The 19022-nt window shown below is 71.7% G+C and carries 18 protein-coding genes; 4 read left to right on the top strand and 14 right to left on the bottom strand.

Translation table 11 applies throughout. The features are described from left to right. Positions 1 to 3: 3 nt before the first annotated feature. The 13 genes from AC2D9U_RS21185 to AC2D9U_RS21125 all read right to left on the bottom strand — a co-directional run bounded on the left by AC2D9U_RS21185 (position 4) and on the right by AC2D9U_RS21125 (position 14517). Positions 4 to 1020, bottom strand: coding sequence for an ABC transporter substrate-binding protein (locus tag AC2D9U_RS21185; protein ID WP_484752684.1), 1017 nt, complete (start codon positions 1018 to 1020; stop codon positions 4 to 6). Beyond that, positions 1017 to 2039: an ABC transporter substrate-binding protein gene (locus tag AC2D9U_RS21180; protein ID WP_484752680.1), complete on the bottom strand. Its 1023-nt coding sequence runs from the start codon at positions 2037 to 2039 to the stop codon at positions 1017 to 1019. Before AC2D9U_RS21180 ends, AC2D9U_RS21185 begins: the two co-directional genes overlap by 4 nt. A gap of 69 nt (positions 2040 to 2108) precedes the next feature. Continuing rightward, positions 2109 to 3134, bottom strand: a complete 1026-nt coding sequence (locus AC2D9U_RS21175; RefSeq protein ID WP_484752676.1) for an ABC transporter substrate-binding protein — start codon at positions 3132 to 3134, stop codon at positions 2109 to 2111. Positions 3135 to 3190: 56 nt separating this feature from the next. Then, positions 3191 to 4627 (bottom strand): alkaline phosphatase family protein, encoded by a 1437-nt coding sequence (locus AC2D9U_RS21170; protein WP_484752672.1) that lies wholly within the window; start codon positions 4625 to 4627, stop codon positions 3191 to 3193. Then, positions 4624 to 5496 carry an ABC transporter permease gene (locus AC2D9U_RS21165; protein WP_484752668.1) on the bottom strand — a complete coding sequence of 291 codons (873 nt, stop codon included), beginning with the start codon at positions 5494 to 5496 and terminating at the stop codon, positions 4624 to 4626. Before AC2D9U_RS21165 ends, AC2D9U_RS21170 begins: the two co-directional genes overlap by 4 nt. Before the next feature lies 1 nt (position 5497). After that, on the bottom strand, positions 5498 to 6436 hold the full coding sequence (locus tag AC2D9U_RS21160; protein ID WP_484752665.1) for an ABC transporter permease: 939 nt from the start codon (positions 6434 to 6436) through the stop codon (positions 5498 to 5500). Between the two features lies 1 nt (position 6437). Beyond that, positions 6438 to 7430, bottom strand: coding sequence for an ABC transporter ATP-binding protein (locus AC2D9U_RS21155; protein ID WP_484752661.1), 993 nt, complete (start codon positions 7428 to 7430; stop codon positions 6438 to 6440). After that, positions 7427 to 8401, bottom strand: coding sequence for an ABC transporter ATP-binding protein (locus tag AC2D9U_RS21150; protein ID WP_484752657.1), 975 nt, complete (start codon positions 8399 to 8401; stop codon positions 7427 to 7429). Before AC2D9U_RS21150 ends, AC2D9U_RS21155 begins: the two co-directional genes overlap by 4 nt. After that, positions 8401 to 10014, bottom strand: a complete 1614-nt coding sequence (locus tag AC2D9U_RS21145) for an ABC transporter substrate-binding protein (RefSeq protein ID WP_484752653.1) — start codon at positions 10012 to 10014, stop codon at positions 8401 to 8403. Before AC2D9U_RS21145 ends, AC2D9U_RS21150 begins: the two co-directional genes overlap by 1 nt. Positions 10015 to 10040: 26 nt before the next feature. Next, on the bottom strand, positions 10041 to 11609 hold the full coding sequence (gene pehA / locus AC2D9U_RS21140) for a phosphoric/sulfuric ester hydrolase PehA (protein WP_484752652.1): 1569 nt from the start codon (positions 11607 to 11609) through the stop codon (positions 10041 to 10043). A 67-nt stretch (positions 11610 to 11676) separates the two neighbouring features. Continuing rightward, positions 11677 to 12339: an LbetaH domain-containing protein gene (locus AC2D9U_RS21135; protein WP_484752649.1), complete on the bottom strand. Its 663-nt coding sequence runs from the start codon at positions 12337 to 12339 to the stop codon at positions 11677 to 11679. Between the two features lie 62 nt (positions 12340 to 12401). After that, positions 12402 to 13175, bottom strand: a complete 774-nt coding sequence (locus AC2D9U_RS21130; RefSeq protein ID WP_484752645.1) for a GvpL/GvpF family gas vesicle protein — start codon at positions 13173 to 13175, stop codon at positions 12402 to 12404. Between the two features lie 109 nt (positions 13176 to 13284). Next, positions 13285 to 14517: an MFS transporter gene (locus AC2D9U_RS21125; protein ID WP_484752643.1), complete on the bottom strand. Its 1233-nt coding sequence runs from the start codon at positions 14515 to 14517 to the stop codon at positions 13285 to 13287. A gap of 104 nt (positions 14518 to 14621) precedes the next feature. Between AC2D9U_RS21125 and AC2D9U_RS21120 the strand changes: the two genes are divergently transcribed. From AC2D9U_RS21120 to AC2D9U_RS21105, 4 genes are all read left to right on the top strand, one after another. Continuing rightward, a complete protein-coding gene (locus tag AC2D9U_RS21120; RefSeq protein WP_484752640.1) occupies positions 14622 to 15767 on the top strand; it encodes a MalY/PatB family protein in 1146 nt (381 codons plus the stop codon). 10 nt (positions 15768 to 15777) lie between these two features. Further along, complete coding sequence (locus AC2D9U_RS21115) at positions 15778 to 16635, top strand: sulfurtransferase (protein WP_484752638.1); 858 nt, start codon at positions 15778 to 15780, stop codon at positions 16633 to 16635. Between the two features lie 63 nt (positions 16636 to 16698). Continuing rightward, positions 16699 to 17664, top strand: coding sequence for a Bug family tripartite tricarboxylate transporter substrate binding protein (locus tag AC2D9U_RS21110; RefSeq protein WP_484752636.1), 966 nt, complete (start codon positions 16699 to 16701; stop codon positions 17662 to 17664). After that, entirely contained in the window at positions 17661 to 18269 is a 609-nt protein-coding gene (locus AC2D9U_RS21105) for a glutathione S-transferase family protein (RefSeq protein ID WP_484752635.1), read from the top strand. The genes AC2D9U_RS21110 and AC2D9U_RS21105 overlap by 4 nt, the downstream gene beginning before the upstream one ends. On the opposite strand, the gene AC2D9U_RS21100 is transcribed toward AC2D9U_RS21105, so the two are convergent. Beyond that, complete coding sequence (locus AC2D9U_RS21100; protein WP_484752633.1) at positions 18266 to 18973, bottom strand: RraA family protein; 708 nt, start codon at positions 18971 to 18973, stop codon at positions 18266 to 18268. The genes AC2D9U_RS21105 and AC2D9U_RS21100 overlap by 4 nt on opposite strands. Positions 18974 to 19022 lie beyond the last annotated feature (49 nt).

Genomic DNA, 19022 nt, shown 5'->3' with positions numbered 1-19022 from the left:
CGCTCAGCGCGGCAGGGCGCCGACCTCCCTGTCCCAGCGCGCGAGCAGCCGCCGCCGCTCGGCGGAGGCGCCGAAGCGGGCGTTGTCGTAGTCGATGATCCGCGCGGTCGCCATGTTCGGCGCGCCCTCGGTCAGCGGCACGCCGCGATTGGCCATGGTCTGCAGCTTCTTCGCCTCCTGGCTCGCGGCGAGCTGCGCCGGCGCGCTCAGCGCCCAATCGTAGAAGCGCTGCGCGGCGGCCAGGTTGCGCGCGCCACGCAGGATGGACATGGAGCCGATCTCATAGCCCGTGCCCTCGCAAGGCACGGCATGGCCCACGGGGAAGCCCGCCGCGCGTTCCTCGGCGGCGTTGTGGACGAAGGAGATGGAGAGCGCGGTCTCCCCGCGCGCCACCGCCGTGATTGGCGCGGTGCCGCTGCGCGGATAGGCGTTGATGCTGCCATGCAGGCGCTTGAGATAGTCGAAGGCCGGATCCTCGCCCATCATCTGCACGAGCGTGGCGATGACGATATAGGCGGTGCCCGAGGAATTCGGATTCGCCATCTGGATCTCGCCGCGATAGGCGGGATTGAGCAGGTCCGCCCAACAGGCAGGCGCGGGCAGGTTGCGCCGCGCCAACAGTTCCGTGTTGAAGCCGAAGCCGAGCACCGAGGCATAGACGCCCACCGTGCGGCCCTGGGTCTGGCGCCATTGCGCCTGCGCCCAATCATGCAACTCGGCGATGCGCGGGCTCTCGAAGGCCTGGGTGAGGCCTTCCTCGCCGGCGGCGACATGCGGGTCGCCCGTGCCGCCCCACCAGACATCGCCGCGCGGGTTGCGCGCCTCGCTTCGGATCGCGGCCAGCATCTCGCCGGTCGAGCGCTGGGTCAGCGTCACGCGGATGCCGCTCTCCCGCTCGAAACCACGCGCGATGGGCTGGCACCACTCGATGGTGGCCGAGCAATAGAGGTTGAGCTGGCCCTGCGCGGCCGCCGCACCCGGCAGGGCGGCGAGCAGCCCGGCGGTGAGAAGCGCCCTCATCGCGGCAGCGCGCCGATCTCGCGGTCCCAGCGTTGCAGGATGCGCCGGCGCATGTTGGCGTCGCCGAAGGCGGCGAAATCGTAATCCACCAGCCGGATCGCGCCGAGATCCGGGATGCGCGGATGCGCCGCGGCGCCGGGATGCGCGGGCACATGGAACTGGTTCACGCGCGGGCCGATATCCATCGCCGCGGGCGTCAGGTACCAGTCGTAGAAGCGCCGCGCCTGCGGCAGGTTGCGCGCGCCGCGGATGATCGACATGCAGGCGACCTCATAGCTCGTGCCCTCGGTCGGGTAGGTCAGGTCGATGGGGAAGCCTGCCTCCTGCATGCTGGCGACTTCCATGTTGAAGGCGACGGCCATCGCCGTCTCGCCGCGCGAAACCGCCTGCATCGGCGCCGCGCCGGAGCGCGTGTAGGCGTTCACATTGGCATGCAGCCGCGCGAGATAGGCGAAGGCGCGATCCTCGTCCCAGAGTTGCACCAGCCCCGCGATGATGGTGTAGGCGGTGCCGGAGGAGTTCGGGTTGGGCAGCTGGATCTCCCCGCGATAGGCCGGGTTCAGCAGATCGGCCCAGCTCCGCGGCAGCGGCAGGTTCTTGCGCGTCATCAACTCCCGGTTCCAGGCCAGGCCGATGGCGCCGGAGGAGACGCCGACGCAGTTCCCGCCCGACATCTCATGCACCCGCCGCGCCCAGGGCTGCAGCCCGGCCATGTTGGGCGAGGTGTAGGGCTGCAGCAGATTGGCCTGGGCGGCGCTGATATGCGTCTCGGCCGAGGCGCCGAACCAGATGTCGGTGCGCGGGTTCTGCGCTTCGGCGCGGATCTGGGCCAGGATCTCGCCGGCCGATTTGCGCGCCATCGCCACGCGGATCCCGGTCTCGCGCTGGAAGCCCGCGGCGATCGCCTCGCACCAATCGGCGGCCGGCGCGCAGAGCATGTTGAGGCTGCCCTGCGCCGCGGCGGGCGTGGCGAGGGCGAAGCTCAGCGCGGCGGCGGCCGCGAGGGTCTTGGGGGACATGGGGGCAATCCTGGCGGCGGGGGACAGGGAAGGGGGGCCGGCGCGCGAAGCCGCGCCGGCCAGGGTAAATCAGCGGGGCAGGGCGCCGACTTCGCGGTCCCAGCGCTGGATCAGCCGGCGTCGTTCCGCCGCCTGGCCGTACTTCGCGAAATCATACTCGATCAGGCGGATCTGCGAGAGGTCCGGCGCGTTGGGCGGCAGCGGCGCGGAGCGGTTGGAAGGCTGCTGCAACTGCCCGCCGGCCTCGAAGCCCAGCCGCTGTGCGGGCTCGGTCAGGGCCCAGTCGTAGAAGCGGCGCGCCTGGCTCAGGTTGCGCGCGCCGCGGATGATGGACATGGAGCCGATCTCGAAGCCCGTGCCCTCGCAGGGCGTGGCGTAGGAGACGGGGAAGCCGGCATTCCGTTCCGTCACCGCATCATGGACGAAGGAGAGGGAGACGCCCGTCTCGCCGCGCGCCACGGCCTTGATCGGCCCGGTGCCGCTGCGGGCATAGCTGTTCACGTTCGGGTGCATCCGGCGCAAGAACTCGAAGGCCGGGTCCTCGCCCATGATCTGCACCAGCGTGGCGATGATCACATAGGCGGTGCCGGAGGAATTCGGGTTCGCCACCTGGATCTCACCGCGGAAGCGCGAGTCCAGCAGGTCGGCCCAGCAGCGCGGCGGGGCAATGTTCTTGCGCGCCAGCAATTCGGTGTTGTAGCCGAAGCCGACGGCGCCGGCGTAGACGCCCACGGCGCGCTGGTTGGATTGGCGCCACTGCGTCAGCGCCCAGGGATGGAGCTGCGCGTTGTTGGCACTCTCATAGGCCTGGGTGAGGTTCTCCTCCCCGGCGGCGAGGTGCGGGTCGCCCGTGCCGCCGAACCACACGTCACCGCGCGGATTCTGGCCCTCGGCGCGGATGGCGGCCAGCGTCTCGCCCGAACCGCGCTGGGTCATGTTGACCCGGATGCCCGTGTCGCGCTGGAAATTGGTGGCGATCGCCTGGCACCACTCGATCTGCACCGAACAATAGAGGTTGAGCGTGCCCTGGGCGGCGGCTTCGCCCATCGGCAGGAAGGCGGCGGCAGCCGCGGCAAGAACGAGACGCCTGGACATGGATCCCCCCGGAATTCGACTTGGCGGGAGGATAGGGGCGATTCATAAAACTGTCACTAATCTGTCACGCGACAGCGGCGCAGCGCCGTCGGGTAGAGCCGCCCGCCCGGGGCCATGCGCATCGCCTCCAGCACGAATCCGGGGGTGAGGCGCAGCATCTCGCGCAGCGGCGGGGCATCGGCCGCGGCGTCCAACGCCCCGCGCAGCGGCCGGCCTTCCAGCCCTGCCGGCGCGAGGCCCAGCACATGCAGCACGGTGGGGGCGATGTCGGTCAGGTCCGCGGCCTCCTGCGCCACGGCGCCCGCGCGGAAGGGCCCGCCCTGCATCACCAGCACGGTCGCGAGTTCCGCCCGGTGCAGCCCGCCATGCATCCCCCCGCCTTCCGGCACGTCCGGCGCATCGAAGGGCGCGGTGCCGGGCAGTCCCCAGGCGTCCGGCGCCTCGCTGCCGGCGAAGGTCGCGACGATGTCCGCGCTGCGCCGATGCGCCGCGCCCAGCATGGCCAGCGGCAGCGCGCGGCCCGCGGGCAGCAGCGCCGGGTCACGCAGCAACAGCGGGCCGGCCCAGGGCTGGGAGTCGAGGAAGGCCGCCACCTGCGGTGCCAGGGCGGGGTCGCGCAGCCACAGCCCCGGCGCGGCGGCGGGGGCGACGACGATGTCGGTCTGCGACTCCATCCCCGTGCCGGCCCGGAAGCCGGCGCGCTGCAACTCCGCCTGCAGGGAGACCTTGCCCACCCCGGTCACATGCCCGTGGTCGGACAGCACGATCAGCGCGATGTCGCGCGCATCGGGCTGCGCATCCCGCCAGGCGATGATGCGGCCGAGCAGCGCGTCGGCGTCGCGCAGCGCCTGCTGCGCATGGGCGCAGCGCAGCCCCCCCCAGTGGAAGGAGATGTCGGGCTCGGAGAGCCAGAGCAGCGCGACATCCGGCCGGATCTCCGGCAGCACGACCTCCAGCAGCACGCGGCCGGCATGCTCGACCCGGGGCGTGTTGGGCACGGCATGGGCCGGCGTGGCGCCCAGCCTGTCGCGCACCAGATCGGCCGTCGCGCCGCCGCGATCGGAGATGTTCCAGCGGAAGCTGCCGAGCCGCTCCGCCGCCGGGTGCAGCAGCTGCGCCGCGCCCTGGGTGCCGGCGCTGACCAGGGCGAAGCTTCGGCCGGCCACGGCGAGGTGCTCGGCCAGGCTCGGCTTCTCCATCGGCGATTCGCGCCCCGCCGCCAGCACCGCCAGATCGGCGACGAGTTTGGTGCGCAGCAGCCGGTCGGGCGCGACGGTGGCGTCGAACAGCGTATTCGCCACCATGCCATGCCCACCCGGCCGGCAGCCCGTGACGAGGGAGGGTGTCGCCACCCGCGTCTCGGAGGGAAAGACGCTGCGCGCCTGGGCGAAGCGCGTGCCCCGTGCGGTCAGGGCGCACAGATGCGGCGTCGCCTCGGGCGAGACCATGTCGGGGCGCAGCCCATCGAGGGCCACCATGATGATCCGTGTCATCTCAGCGTCGGGTCCAAACGGTCGCGCAGCCAGTCGCCGATCAGGGAGACGGAGAGCGTGGTGAGCACGATGGTGAAGGCGGGGGCCAGCAGGATCCAGGGCGCGCGCGTCAGATATTCGCGCCCGTAGCCGACCATGGAGCCGAGCGAGGTTTCGGGCGGCTGCACGCCCAGCCCCAGGAAGCTCAGCCCCGATTCCAGCAGGATGATCTCCGGGAAGGCGAGGGTCATCGAGACGATGAGCGTGGAGGCGATGTTGGGCAGCACATGCCGGCCATAGATGCGCATCGGCGTCGCGCCCAGCTGCCGCACCGCCGCCGCATAGCCCTGCGCGCCGGCGCTGATGGCCAGGCCCCGGGCGATGCGCGCATAGCGCTCCCAGGCGTGGAAGCCGAGCAGGCAGACGAAGAGCGCCATCGAATTGCCGAAGAAGGCCAGCACCGCGAGGGCGAGGATCAGGAAGGGCAGGCTGGCCGAGAAATCCACCAGCGCCAGCACGATCTGCTCCACGACGCCGCGGAAATGCGCGGCCAGGAAGCCCAGCGTGGTGCCGAAGGCCGCGCCGATCAGCGTGGCCCCGAAGGCGATGAGCAGGCTGGTGCGGATGGAATAGATCAGCCGCGCCGCGACGTCGCGGCCCAGCTCGTCCGTGCCCAGCGGATGCAGCCAGGTGCCGCCGAAGCCGATCGGCGGGGAGAGCCGGTTGCGCAGGTCGAGCGCGGTATAGGCATAGGGGCTGATCACATCGGCGAGGATCGCGACCAGCAGCATCGCCGTGAGCCAGGCGAGGCCGAAGAGCACCAGCGGCGGGGGCATCGGCCGCCGCGCCACGGGCGGGGCGAGGCTGGCGGGCAGGGGGGCCTCGGGCATCTCAGCCGGCCCCCGCCGCGCGCGGCGCGCTGCGCAGGCGCGGGTCGAGCGCGCCATAGAGCAGGTCCACGATCAGGTTCGCGCTCACCATCGTCATCGCCACCAGCAGCAGGATGCATTGCACGACGGCGAGGTCGCGGTTGGCGACGGCCACCACCAGCAGCCGCCCCACGCCGGGCCAGCTGAAGACGCTCTCCACCACCACCGCGCCGGCGATCAGGCTGCCCACCATGAAGCCCACGATCGTGACGGTGGGGATCGCCGCGTTCGGCAGCGCATGGCCCCAGACCACGTCGCGCCAGGCGACGCCCTTCGCACTCGCCGTGCGGATATAGGGCTGGCCGAGCACTTCGAGCATGGCGCTGCGCGTGAAGCGCGCCAGCACGGCGGCGCCGCCGATGCCCAGCGTGATCACGGGCAGGATCGCGTGCCGCCAGCTCTCCTGCCCGCCTGAGGGCAGCCAGCCGAGCTGCACGGCGAAGACCAGCACCAGCAGCAGGCCGAGCACGAAGGAGGGCACGGTGAAGCCCGCCACCGCCATGATCATCAGCAGGCGATCGATCGGCGCGTTGCGATGCAGCGCCGCATAGATGCCCGCCGGGATGCCGAGCCCGAGCTTGATCGCCAGCGCCGGCAGGGTCAGGGCGAGGGTGGCGGGGATGCGCTCCGTCACCAGCACGATCGCCTCGCGCCCGTCGCGCATGGAACGGCCGAGATCGCCGCTGAAGATGGCGCCGAAATAGTGGAAGTATTGCAGCCAGACGGGCTGGTCGAGGCCCCAGGCGATGCGGAAGGCGTCCACCGCCTCGGGCGGCGCATCGGCGCCGAGGATGATCTGCGCCGGATCGCCCGACAGGCGCAGCACGACGAAGGCGAAGGTCACGACCATCACGATGGTGATGGCCGCGCGCAGCAGCCGCGTGGCGAGGAAGCGCAGCATCTCAGGCGGCCCTCGCCATGGTGTCGGCCTCGCCCTGCGCGACATGGCAGGCGACCAGCCTGCCATCCTGCGCGCGCGGCTTCAGCACGGGCGCCTCGGCCACGCAGCGCGGCACCGCGGCGGCGCAGCGGGGATGGAAGGCGCAGCCGCTCGGCCGCTGCGCCGGGCTCGGCGGATCGCCCTGCAGCACGATGCGATGGCCCGCCTTGCCCCGGTGCGGGATCGCCGAGACCAGCGCCTGCGCATAGGGGTGCGCGGGGTGCTGCAGCACCTCGTCCGGCGCGCCTTCCTCGACGATGCGGCCCAGATACATCACCGCGATCCGGTGGCTCACCTGCCGCACGGCGCGCAGATCATGGCTGATGAACAGCATGCCCAGGCCGAGCCGCTCCTGCAGGTCGAGCAGCAGGTTCATCACCTGCGCCTGGATCGAGACATCAAGCGCGCTGATCGGCTCGTCGCAGACCAGCAGCGCCGGGTTGGTCGCAAGCGCGCGCGCCAGCACGGCGCGCTGGCGCTGCCCGCCCGAAAGCTCATGCGGGTAGCGCGCGCCCTGGTCGGCGCGCAGGCCGACCGCGCCGAGCAACTCCGCCACGCGCGGGGCCGGATCGCCCGGCAGGCGATGGATGGCGAGTGGTTCGGCCACCTGCGCGGCGATGGTCAGGCGCCGGTCCAGCGCACCGAGCGGATCCTGGAACACCATCTGCATCCGCGACCGCAGCGCCCGCCAGGGCGGCGAGTCCGGCGCGGGCATGGGCTGGCCCTCGAAGGCGACATGGCCGGCATCCGGCGCCTCCAGCCCCAGCACCAGCCGCCCCGTGGTGGATTTGCCGCAACCGCTCTCGCCCACAAGGCCGAGGGTGCGGCCGCGCTCGAGCGTCAGCGTTATGCCGTCCACGGCGCGGACCTCCACGGATCGTCCCATCAGGCCGCGCCGCATCGTATAGCGGCGCACCAGGCCCTTCGCTTCGAGCAGCGGGCTGTCCTGCCTCATGCCGGCACCGCCTCGGCCATCTGCGGCGCGGCGCTGCGCAGGCAGGCGGCGCGATGGCCGGGCGCGGGCTGCGCCTCCGCCGGCGGGCCCGCATCGCAGGCCGCGAGGCGTTCGGCACAGCGCGGCGCGAAGGCGCAGCCGGGCGGCATCGCCCAGGGTTCCGGCACGCCGCCCGGAATGGCGGCGAGGCGCCGGCGCGGCCCGGTGATCGGCGGCAGCGCGCCGAGCAGTCCGCGCGTGTAGGGATGCGCCGGCGCGTCGAACAACCGCGCCACGGGCGCTTCCTCGACGATGCGCCCGGCATACATCACGCAGACGCGCTCACAGGTTTCGGCCACCACGCCCAGGTCGTGGGAGACCAGCACCAGCGCCATGCCGAATTCGCGCCGCAGCGCCTGCAGCAACTCAAGGATTTGCGCCTGGATCGTGACGTCGAGCGCGGTGGTGGGCTCGTCGGCGATCAGCAATTCGGGCTGCCCGGCGAGCGCCATGGCGATCATCACGCGCTGGTTCTGCCCGCCGGAGAATTCATGCGGAAAGGCATCAAGCCGCTGCGCCGCATCGGGAATGCCCACAAGGTCGAGCAGGCGGCGCGCCTCCGCCCGCGCGGCCGCGCCGGTCAGGCCGCGATGCAGGGCCAGCGCCTCGCCGATCTGCCGGCCGACGCGGTGCACCGGGTTGAGGCTGCTCGCCGGGTCCTGGAAGATCATGCCGATGCGTCGGCCGCGCACGCCCTCGAGCACGGCGGCGGGGGCGCCGATGAGTTCGGTCTCGCCCAGCCGGACGCTGCCCGTGACCGCCGCCTTGCCCGGCAGCAGGCCGAGCGCGGCCAGCCAGGTGACCGACTTGCCGCAGCCGGATTCGCCCACCATGCCCAGCGCCTCGCCCGGCGCGATGGTGAGGTCGATGCCGCGCAGCGCGGCCTGGCCCGCGAAGGCGACGCGCAGGCCGCGCAGCGCAACCAGGGCCATCACGCGGCCCAGTTGCGGCTGCGGAAATCCATCTGGAAGGACTGGCCCGGATTCCAGCGCAGGTCCCGCCGCTTCGCGGTCAGGTTCACCGACTGGTGCAGGACGGTGTAGGCGGGGTCCTCGCGCTCGGCGATCTCGAGCAGGCGGCGGAACACCACGCGGCGCCGCGCGCGATCGACGGAGGTTTCCAGCTCCTGCGACAGGCGGCCGAACTCCTCGTTCTGCCACTCGCCGATCTGCCATTGCTGGCCCTCGGGGCCGTGCTGCGCGGTGAGGGAGGCGGTGGGGTCGTTGAAGCTCGCGCTGTTCGACCAGTCGCGCACGCCGCGCTGCCCCTCACGCGAGAGGACCTGCGGGAAATTCTCGCGCATCTCGATCTGCACATTGAGCCCGGCGGCGCGCCAGCCCTCGACCAGGATCTGCGCGGTCGGCACCTGGTTCGTGTAGTAGCCGTTGAGCAGGCGGTACGGGATGGGCTCGCCGCGGTAATTCGCCTCGCGCAGCAGGCGGCGCGCCTCGGCGATGTCGAAGCGCGGCACGGTCCAGTCGCTGTGCAGCATCTCGCCGTAGAAGTCGAACTGCAGCCCGCGCGGCACGCGCGAGGTGCCGCCCCACAGCGCGGCGACGATGGAATCGCGGTCGATGCTGTGGGTGAAGGCGCGGCGCACCAGCGGGTTGCGCAGATGCGGGTGGTTCTTGTCGAACACGGTCAGGCGATGGTTCATGATGGTGCCGCCCACCACCTCATGCCGCGGGCTGCGCTCGACGCTGCGGATCTGGTCGGGCGGGATGTCGCAGGCGAAATCGGCCTCGCCGGTCAGCAGCATGTTGATGCGGCTGGCCACTTCCGGCACCTCCACGAAGCGCAGCCGGCGCACCGGTGGGCGGCCGCCCCAGTACTCGTCGAAGGCCTCCAGCACCAGCAGCTGGTCGGGGCGGAACTCCGCGATGCGGAAGGGCCCGGTGCCGATCGGCCGGCGCGCCCAGTCGAGCCAGCTGCGGGCCTCGTTGAACGACGCCTGGCTGAGGATCATGCCGACATTGCGGCTGATCCGCCCTTCCAGCGTCACGTCCGGCACGCGGTTCACGAAGCGCACGGTCTGCGCGTCCATGATCTGGATTCGCTCGAAGGCCGGGTAGGTGCGGCGCGCGACGGCGAGCACCTCGGGCGGCGGGGTGCGGCCCTGGGTCTGGCCGGGAATGGTGGCGAAGAGATTGCGCGCCTGGTCGGCGGTCATGCCCCAGCCCATGCGCTCGGCGCCGAAGGAGAAGGCGACATCCTCGGCGGTCATCACGCGGCCATCGTGGAAGCGCACGCCCTGACGCAGCGTGAGTTCCACGGTGCGGTCATCGATGCGCGTCCAGGCGGTGGCGAGCGAAGGCTGGAGCGAAAGGTCGCCGGTCCAACTCTGCTCGATCAGCGTCTCGGCATAGCTGCTCCAGGTGCGCGTGCCGACATTGGATTGCTCGCGCAGCGTCTCGAGCGTGTTGGTGTTGGCGATCTTCTGCACCGCGATGGTGAGGGAAGGGCGCTGGTCGGCCTGCGCGATGGCGAAGCGCGGCAGGGCGAGGGCGCCAGCGGCGCCGAAGGCGGTGCGGCGGGTGATGGTCATGGGGCGGGGGCTCCTCGGATCGCGGGTCATTCGGCGGCGTCGCGCAGCGCGGCGGATGGTGGGGCGGGGGTGCGCTCCTCGAGCCCGGCGGGTGTCGCGCGGAAATGCGTGAGCGTGCGCTCGGCATGCTTCATGCGGTGCGACAGCGCCTTCTGCGCATAGTCGCGCACCACGCCTGCATGGGCGGGGTCATCCGCGAGGTTGACGAAGCAATGCGGATCCACGCTCAGGTCGAAGAGCAGCGGCGGCAGGGCGGCGAAATGCACGTATTTGAACTCGGCATCCTGCACGACGCAGAGGCTGCTCTCATCCATGCCCAGGCCGAGCGAGGTCTCGGGTTTCGAGTAGTGCACGTCGCGGAAGTCGTATTCGTAGAAGAGCAGGTCGCGCCAATGCTCGGGCCGCTCGCCGCGCAGCAGCGGCAGCAGCGAGGCACCGTCGCAGGCGCGTGGCGTGGCCCCGCCCAGCGCCTCGAGGATCGTCGGCATCACGTCCACGCTTTCGGTGAAGGCGGCATCCACGGCGCCGGCGCGCGGATTGGCGCCGGCATCCTTGATCACCAGCGGGATGCGGAAGCTCTCATCCTGGTAGCCGATCTTGCCGAGCAGCCAATGGTCGCCAAGCTGCTCGCCATGGTCGGAGGTGAAGACGATCATCGTCTCCTCCCACTGGCCGGTCTGCTCGAGATAGGCGAAGACCTTGCCGAGGCAGTCGTCGATCTCCGTGATCAGCCCGGCATAGGTGGCGCGCATCTGGCGGATCGCCGCCTCGTCCAGCGCGGTCACCGCGCCACCGGCGCCATGGAAGAAGCTGCCCTGCGACTGGCCCTGCAGGTAGTGGCGCAGCAGCGGGTGCTGGGCGGCTTCCTCCTGCCATGTCGCGCGGCGGATCGGGGCCGGCATGTCCGCCGGCGCATAGAGCGTGTTGTAGGGCGCGGGCGCGATGAAGGGCGGGTGCGGGCGGTAATAGCCGAGATGCAGGAACCACGGCCGCCGGCCGCGCCCCTTCAGGTAGGTCAGCGCGCGTTCGGTGAAATAGGCGCTGTCGGAGAACTCGGCCGGGATCCGGCAGGGCAGGGCGGTGGCCCCTGGCACGGCGTCCAGCCCCGCGGGCAGCCAGATGTCCTCGCGCTTCGGCGGCAGGTCGAAGCCCTTCTGCGCGAGCCAGCCGAAATAACCATCCATGCTCGGCTCGAAGGCGCCCACGCTGCGGAATCCGTCCATCAGGTCGCCGAGCGTGGTGAAGCGCGGGTCGCGCGGTCCGGTGGTGCGCGGGTCGGGCGTCGTGGTCGTGTAGCCGATCAGCGCAGGATCGTAGCCGATCAGCCGCAGCGCCTTGCCGAGGTTGAAGTGGCGCGCATCGAGCGGCACGGTGTTCTGCACCGCGCGATGGTTCATCAGGTAGAGGCCGGTCAGCAGCGAGGAGCGCGCCGGCCCGCAGGGCACCGCGGTGGTGACGTGGTTGCGGAAGGTCACGCCCTCCCGGCAGAGGCGATCGAGGTTGGGCGTGCGCAGGAAATCCGCGCCGAGGGCCGGCACGAAATCCGCCCGCCACTGATCCACCACGATGAGAAGCACGTTGCGCCGCTGCGCCATGGTCACCCGCCCCTTTGCACCGGGGGCGACTTAGCCGCCGCGGCTGACCATCGTGTGACGGTCCTGCTTATCCTTCGTGACAGAAGAGCGGGTCGTGCCGGGCGCAGAAGGACTCCGCGGATGAGGTGCGGAATTCATCCAGAGCAGCCCCGAGCTTGTCGTGTGGCCAGTCCCACCAGGCGATGCGAAGCAGCGAATGTCGCACGGCTTCGGGAAAGCGGAAGCGCAGCAGGCGTGCCGGATTGCCGACCATCACCGCGAAGGGCGGCACGTCCTTCGTCACCACGGTGCCAGCGCCGATCGCCGCGCCCGCGCCGATCGTGACACCCGGCAGCACGATCACGCCATGGCCGAGCCACACATCCGGGCCGAGCGTCACATGGTGCTCGCGCCGCCAGTCGAAGAAGCCGGCCTCATCCGGGCCGAGGCCATAGGCGCTGGCGCGGTAGGTGAAGTGGCTCAGCGCCACGCGCTCCAGCGGATGGTTGCCGGGATTCACCCGCACATGGCTGGCGATGGAACAGAACCGCCCGATCGTCGCGTAGATGATCTGCGTGTCGTGCACGACATAGGCGTAGTCGCCCATCGTCACCTCGGCGAGGCTGCTGCGCGCGCCGACCTCGGTATAGGCGCCGAGCGTGCTGTCGCGCACCGCGGCGGAGGGGTGGATCAGGGGCTGCGGGCCGAGGCGCTTGCCGACGGTGCCGGGGTTCTGGAAGGGCGTGCTCATCGGCGCTGCATGGCGCCGGCCTGTTGCCGCCGTTTGACGCTTGCGTGACGGATCGGTGGCGTTCAGCCCTCGCGCAACGCGGCCCGGGCCGAGGCATAGGGCGGCCAGGGCCCGGCGAGCCGCAGCGCCAGCCCGGTGCCCGAGAGGTCGCGGGCGAGGCGATCGAGATCCGCGCGCAGGGCTGGCACATCCGCCTCGCGCACCAGCGCCGTCATGTCGCCGGGCAGCAGCCGGGCATGGCGCTGCAGCCGCGCCGCAAGGTCGCGTGCCAACGCCTGGTGTCGGGCGTGGCGGGCCTCGGTCAGCCGTCGGGCGCGGCGCCCGCCGAGGCGGAACGCGTCATCGGCCCCGGCATTGCGCGCATCCTCCGCCAGGGCGCGCAGATCCGCATCATGCGCATCGAGCCAGGCGATGTGGCCTTCCGTATCCTCTTCCAGCCGCAGCGTGAACTCGGCGCAGCCCGCCACCGCCGCCAGCGCGGCGGCCAGGCGCGGGGCGCGCGCATCGAGCCAAGCGCGGAGCGGCACCGGGCCGTCGAACACAGCCCCGAAGGCGAGCGGCAGCACCGGCCCCGCCGCGGCGGCGGCGGCGATGGTCAGGTGATGCGCATGGGTGCGCGCGGCGATCCATTCAGCCTGCGCCGGTTCCTGCACCGGGCGCGCGGCGAAGGCGTGGCGCGGCACGGCGCTGACCAGCGCCGCGCAGCCCGCGCCGCGGAACAGCGCCAGCGGCGCGCCGGGCAGGATGGTCTCGGGCGTGGATGGCAGCGCGGCATCGGCCGGCAGCACGGCATAGGCGTAGAGCGCGGGCGCGGTGAGCACGGGTGCTTCGGTCATGACGCGGCCTCCTGCCACAGGCGGCCCGACGAACGGCCGCTCATCACGCCCACGATCTAAGGACGAACCCCTTGCCGGACCGTGAATCGGCGCGGTGAAGATGAACGGCTCAGGGCCTTGTCGGCACCACATCCTCCAGCCGCTCCACGGCGCGCAGGGTGGGGAAGAGCCGCATCCAGAGCAGCGTCACGCCCACCGTGGCGAGCCCGCCCAGCACCACCGCGCCGACCGGGCCGATCAGCGCGGCGCTCACCCCCGCGCGGAACTCGCCGAGTTGGTTCGAGGCGCCGATGAACAGCGCATTCACCGCCGCCACGCGCCCGCGCATGTCATCCGGCGTGGCGAGTTGCACCAGCGATTGGCGCACCACCACGCTCACCACATCCGACGCGCCCATCAGCACCAGCGCCGCGACGGAAAGCGGCAGCCAGGCGGAAGCGCCGAACAGGGCGGCCGACACCCCGAACAGGATCACGGCGAGGAACATGCGCTGCCCCGCCCCGCCGCCGATCGGCCGCCAGGCGAGCAGCAGCGACATGCCGAGTGCGCCCACCGCCGGTGCCGCGCGCAGCAGGCCGAGCCCGCCGGGGCCGGTCTCGAGGATGTCCTTCGCATAGACCGGCAGCAGCGCCGTGACCCCGCCCGCCAGCACCGCCACCATGTCGAGCGACATGGCGCCGAGCAGGATCGGCCGGCGCCGGATGAAGCCGATGCCGGCGACGACGGAGGCCAACGTGGCCCGGCCGGGCGGGGCCATGCGCGGCGCGGTGCGCAGCGCGAGGATCATGCCGGCCGACAGGCCCAGCGCCCCGCCCGCCAGCAGGTAGGACACCACCGGCCCGCCCAGACCGTAGAGCAGCCCGCCCATCGCCGGCCCCGCGATGAAGGCGATCTGCGCGGCGGAGGAAGCCATGGCGGTGGCGCGCGCGATCTGCCCTGGTGCGACCACGCTCGCCAGTAGCGCGGAATTGGCCGGCTGCTCGAAGGCCCGCGCGGCGCCGAGCAGGCTGACCAGCACCATGATGGTCGTGCGGTCCAGCCAGCCGCCCGCACTGCCCAGTGCCAGGGCCAGCGCCGCCATCGCCGCCGCCAGGCGGCAGAGCGCCAGCACGACCTGGCGCGGGAAGCGATCCGCCACCTGCCCCGCCGGCAGCGTCAGCAGCAGCACCGGCGCGAACTGCGCGAGGCCGAGCAGGCCGAGGTCCAGTGCGCTGCCGGTCAGCGCGTAGAGCTGCCAGCCCACCGCCACGACCAGCACCTGCATCGACCCCGCCGAGAGGATGCGCGAGGCCAGGTAGAGCAGGAAGGGCGGATGGCGGAGCGGCGAGGCATCCTGGGTCATGCGCGCAGCGGAGCATCTGCCGGCGCATCCGTCCATCGCCGGGCGGGGCTTCGCAGGCCCCGCGGCAGGCGCCACACTGGCGCGGAGAGGACGCCGAGGACAGCATGGATTTCGACTTCACCACCGTCATCGACCGTCGCGGCACGGCCAGCACGAAATGGAGCCGCTACGCGCCCGACGTGCTGCCGATGTGGGTCGCGGACATGGATTTCGCGGCCTCGCCCGCCATCATCGCGGCCATCACGGCGCGGCTCGCCCATCCGGTGCTGGGCTATGGCGTGGCGAGTGCGGCGCTGCGCGGGCAGATCGTGGCGCATCTCGCCGAACAGTATCGCTGGCAGGTGCAGCCGGAGGACATCGTGTTCCTCCCGGGCGTGGTGCCCGGCTTCAACATGGCGGTGAAGGCCTTCTGCGCGCCGGACCGCGCGGTGCTGGTGCAGACGCCGGTCTATCGCCCGATGCTCGAAGCGCCGGGGAATTGGGGCCTGGCGCGCAAGGAAGCGCCGCTGGTGCGTGAGGCCACGGGCTATGCGCTGGACATCGACGCCTTCCGCAGCGCGCTCGACGGCGTGGGCGCCTTCCTGCTCTGCAACCCGCACAACCCGGTCGGCAAGGTCTTCTCCGCCGAGGATCTGCGCGCGATGGGGCAGGCCTGCCTGAGTGCGGGCGCGCTGATCGTGGCCGATGAGATCCATGCGGGACTCGGCCTCGATGGCCGGGCGCATGTGCCGATCGCCTCGCTCGACCCGGCGATCGCGGCGCGCACCATCACGCTGATGTCGCCCTCCAAGCCCTACAACATCGCCGGGCTGAAGGCTGCCTTCGCGATCATCACCGACCCCGCGATCCGCGCGCGCTTCGAGGCGACGCGCAGCGGGATGGTGGATGGCGCGAATGTGCTGGGGCTGGAGGCGACGCGCGCCGCCTATGCCGAGGGCGGGCCCTGGCTCGCCGCGCTGCTGCGCGTGCTGGAAGCGAACCGCGCCACGCTGCGCGCCGCGATGGGCACGCGCCTGCCGGGGGTCAGCATGGTGACGCCTGAGGCCACCTGCCTCGCCTGGCTCGACTGCACGGCGCTGCCGGTCGCGGACCCGCATGCCTTCTTCCTCGACGTGGCCAAGGTCGGCTTCAATCCCGGGCCGGAATTCGGCGCGGGCGGGGCGAAGCATGTGCGGCTGAATTTCGGCTGCCCGCCGGCGCTGCTCGAAGAGGGCATCGCGCGCATGCAGGCCGCCATCGCCACGCTTTAAGGATCCCGTCATGACCGCCGACCCGCGCAGCACTGTCTTCGTCACGGCACAGGCGCTCGCCGCCGAACTCGCCGGGCCGCGCCCGCCCGTGCTGCTCTGCGTGCGCAGCGCGGGGCCGGAGGGGCTCGCGTCCTATGCTGCGACGCCGCGCATCGCGGGTGCCGTCGATGTCGATCTGCCGACCCAGCTCGCTGGGCCGGGCGGCGGGCTGCGCGGCTCTCGTCCCCTGCCGGCGCTCGCGGATCTGCAGCGCGATGCGCGCAGCTGGGGCCTTCGCCAGGGCGATCGCGTGGTGCTCTACGACATGGATCGGCTGCTCATCGCCGCGCGCGGCTGGTGGCTGCTGCGCTGGGCCGGCATTGCCGATGTGCGGCTGCTCGATGGTGCATTTCCCGCCTGGCGTGACGCCGGGCTGCCCGTGGTGCAGGCGGCGCCGCGCCCCGCGCCCGGGGATGTCGTGCTCTCGCCAGGCCATATGCCGGAACTCGACGCCGATGCGGCGCAGGCGATGGCCCGCGCGGGCGTGCTGCTCGATAGCCGCGTGCGGCCCAACTACATCGGCGCCACCGTCGCCCCCGGCGCGCCGCGACGCGGACATATCCCGGGCTCGCTCAGCGCGCCGGCCTTCGACAACCTCACCGAGGCCGGCACCTTCGCCGAGGCTGAGACGCTGCGGCATCTCTACGCGGCGCTCGGCGCCGATGGGACGAAGCCGATCGGCGTGTCCTGCGGCGCGGGTGTCTCGGCAGCGCATAATGTCGCGGCACTGGCTTCGCTCGGTATACCGGCTGCCATGTTCGTGGGCTCCTGGTCCGCCTGGAGTGCGGATCCTGCGCGTCCCGTGGTCATTGGCGGCCTGCCGGGCTGAATTGCCCGTTGCGCGCGCGCGCCGACTTGCCGAGACTGCGCGGGTCCGAAGGAGAGAACCCGCATGAATCGCCGCCAGCTTCCGCTCCTGCTCGCAGCCCCCTTCCTGATGCCGCGCGCGGCCCGCGCGCAGGGCGCCTTTCCGAACCGGCCGCTGCGCATCATCGTGCCCTTCCCCGCCGGCGGCGCAAGCGATGCGATGAGCCGCGCCTTCGCGGACCTCATGGCGCCGCATCTCGGCCAGCGCGTGCTGGTGGACAACCGCCCCGGAGCAGGCGGCAATCTCGGCGTCGAGGCCACGGCGCGCGCGCCGGCCGATGGCTACACCATGGTCACCAGCGGGCCCAACATCATCAACACGCGCTACCTGATCCGCGACACGCCCTTCCAGTGGGAGCGTGACCTCGACTGCCTCGGGCTGATGTTCGCCTCGCCGAACGTGCTGGTCGTGCACCCCTCGGTGCCGGCGCGCACCGTGCCGGAATTCATCGCGCATGTGCGCGCCAACCCCGGCAAGCTGAACTTCGCCTCGGCCGGCGCGGGGGGCTCGATCCATCTCTCGGGCGAGATGTTCATGAAGATGACGGGCACGCAGATGGTGCATGTGCCCTATCGCGGCGATGCGCTGGCGCGCGCCGACCTCACCAACGGCGCCGTGCAGGTGATGTTCAACTCCATCGCCACCTCGGTGGAGCCGGTGCGCGCGGGGCATTGGCGTGCGCTGGCCACCACGGGGCTGCGGCGCGCGAGCATCCTGCCCGACCTTCCGACCATGGATGAGGCCGGGCTGCCCGGCTACGAGGTCACGAGCTGGATGGGGCTGTTCGGCCCGAAGGGCATCCCCGCCGATGCGCGCGCCGTGCTGCAGCGCGCCTTCGACGCCGCCTTCGCCGACCCCGCGATGCAGGTGGCGGCGACACGGCTCGGCCAGGACATCATCACCTCGACGCCCGCCGAGCATCTGGCCTTCATGCAGCGCCAGGAAGCGGCGTGGAAGCCGATCCTGGAGGGCATCGGCTTCGGCACATGATCGAGATCTGGTCGGCGCGCACGACCAATGGCTTGCGCGTCTCCATCATGCTCGAGGAACTCGGGCTGGAGTATCGCGCGCATCTCGTGGATTTCGACGACAAGGCGTCGCTGCCCGCCGAGATGCTCGCGATCAACCCGGTCGGCAGCGTGCCGGTGATGCGCGACCATACCAATGGCATCGGCATGTCGCAGAGCTTCGCCATCATGCTCTACCTCTGCGAGAAGGCCGGGCGCTTCCTGCCGACTGAGCCCGCCGCGCGCGCGGCGACGCTGCAATGGATGAGCTTCGTGATGACGGATGTCATCGCGGCCACGCATCCGATCTTCGTGCTGAACAGCGAGTTGCAGGACACACCGCCGCACATCATCCGCCACTATGAGGGCCGGCTGATGCGCTTCTTCGGCGTGGCCGACGCGCAACTCGCGAAGTCGCCCTTCCTGGCCGGCGGCGAGGTGACGGTGGCGGATTTCGCGCTCTACCCCACCGCCGCCTTCCGCGGGAAGCTGCTCGACCGGCTCGGCGGCGTGCCGAACCTCCGGGCCTGGATGGCGCGGATGGCCGCGCGCCCGGCGCTCGCGCGCGGGATGCTGGTGCCGGCCTAGCGCTTGGCCGCGCGCCAGGCCTCGTAGGCGGCGCGCGTCTCGGCATTCGCCGGATAGGTGCCGGTGAGCGGCGCGCCGGCCTTGATGCGCTCGACGATGAAGGCTTCCATCTCCTCGCGCGCGAAGGCGGCTTCGGCCACTTTCGCGGCATGGGCGGCGGGCACCAGCACCACGCCATTGCCGTCGCCCACCAGGATGTCGCCCGCCATCACGCCCACGCCGTCGCAGCCGATGGGCGCACCGATCTCGACGAAATGCAGGAAGAGCGAGGCCGAGGTGGCGGCATTGCCGCGCGCGAAGACCGGCAGGTCGATGCCCGCGATGGCCTCGCGGTCGGAGACACAGCCATCGATGACGATGGCGGCCGCGCCGGCGACCTGCGCATAGGTCGCCATGATGTCGCCGAACACAGAGGCGCGCATATCCGCCCCCGCATCGATCACCAGCACGTCGTCCCGGCCGAGCGATTCGAAGGCCTTGTTCTGCAGGTCGGGGAGTTCCCCGGCGGCGACGCGCGCGCGCAGATCCTCGCGCGTCGGGATGGCGCGCAGCGTCACCGCGCGGCCAACGAAGCGCCGCGCCGGGCCGATCGGGGCGACATGGCGCATGTGGTTGCTGCCCAGGCCCGACTTCGCCATCACGGCATTGATGGTGGGCACGGCGCAGGCGCGAAGCTGGCGGGCGATCTCGGGGGTCAGCGTCATGGCGGCGTCCTTCTGGCTGCGAAGAGGCTAGCGCGAAATCGCCGAGCCG

It is taken from the genome of Roseomonas sp. TF40, from assembly GCF_057219975.1.
This window is presented reverse-complemented; position numbering and strand designations above follow the sequence as displayed.

Coding starts and splice junctions, on each gene's coding strand:
- AC2D9U_RS21150 (WP_484752657.1), bottom strand. CDS start 8,401: ATGGCCCTGGTTGCGCTGCGCGGCCTGCGCGTCGCCTTCGCGGGCCAG.
- AC2D9U_RS21165 (WP_484752668.1), bottom strand. CDS start 5,496: ATGCCCGAGGCCCCCCTGCCCGCCAGCCTCGCCCCGCCCGTGGCGCGG.
- AC2D9U_RS21120 (WP_484752640.1), top strand. CDS start 14,622: ATGGATTTCGACTTCACCACCGTCATCGACCGTCGCGGCACGGCCAGC.
- AC2D9U_RS21125 (WP_484752643.1), bottom strand. CDS start 14,517: ATGACCCAGGATGCCTCGCCGCTCCGCCATCCGCCCTTCCTGCTCTAC.
- AC2D9U_RS21155 (WP_484752661.1), bottom strand. CDS start 7,430: ATGAGGCAGGACAGCCCGCTGCTCGAAGCGAAGGGCCTGGTGCGCCGC.
- AC2D9U_RS21105 (WP_484752635.1), top strand. CDS start 17,661: ATGATCGAGATCTGGTCGGCGCGCACGACCAATGGCTTGCGCGTCTCC.
- AC2D9U_RS21100 (WP_484752633.1), bottom strand. CDS start 18,973: ATGACGCTGACCCCCGAGATCGCCCGCCAGCTTCGCGCCTGCGCCGTG.
- AC2D9U_RS21185 (WP_484752684.1), bottom strand. CDS start 1,020: ATGAGGGCGCTTCTCACCGCCGGGCTGCTCGCCGCCCTGCCGGGTGCG.
- AC2D9U_RS21110 (WP_484752636.1), top strand. CDS start 16,699: ATGAATCGCCGCCAGCTTCCGCTCCTGCTCGCAGCCCCCTTCCTGATG.
- AC2D9U_RS21115 (WP_484752638.1), top strand. CDS start 15,778: ATGACCGCCGACCCGCGCAGCACTGTCTTCGTCACGGCACAGGCGCTC.
- AC2D9U_RS21145 (WP_484752653.1), bottom strand. CDS start 10,014: ATGACCATCACCCGCCGCACCGCCTTCGGCGCCGCTGGCGCCCTCGCC.
- AC2D9U_RS21180 (WP_484752680.1), bottom strand. CDS start 2,039: ATGTCCCCCAAGACCCTCGCGGCCGCCGCCGCGCTGAGCTTCGCCCTC.
- AC2D9U_RS21135 (WP_484752649.1), bottom strand. CDS start 12,339: ATGAGCACGCCCTTCCAGAACCCCGGCACCGTCGGCAAGCGCCTCGGC.
- AC2D9U_RS21130 (WP_484752645.1), bottom strand. CDS start 13,175: ATGACCGAAGCACCCGTGCTCACCGCGCCCGCGCTCTACGCCTATGCC.
- AC2D9U_RS21170 (WP_484752672.1), bottom strand. CDS start 4,627: ATGACACGGATCATCATGGTGGCCCTCGATGGGCTGCGCCCCGACATG.
- AC2D9U_RS21160 (WP_484752665.1), bottom strand. CDS start 6,436: ATGCTGCGCTTCCTCGCCACGCGGCTGCTGCGCGCGGCCATCACCATC.
- pehA (WP_484752652.1), bottom strand. CDS start 11,609: ATGGCGCAGCGGCGCAACGTGCTTCTCATCGTGGTGGATCAGTGGCGG.
- AC2D9U_RS21175 (WP_484752676.1), bottom strand. CDS start 3,134: ATGTCCAGGCGTCTCGTTCTTGCCGCGGCTGCCGCCGCCTTCCTGCCG.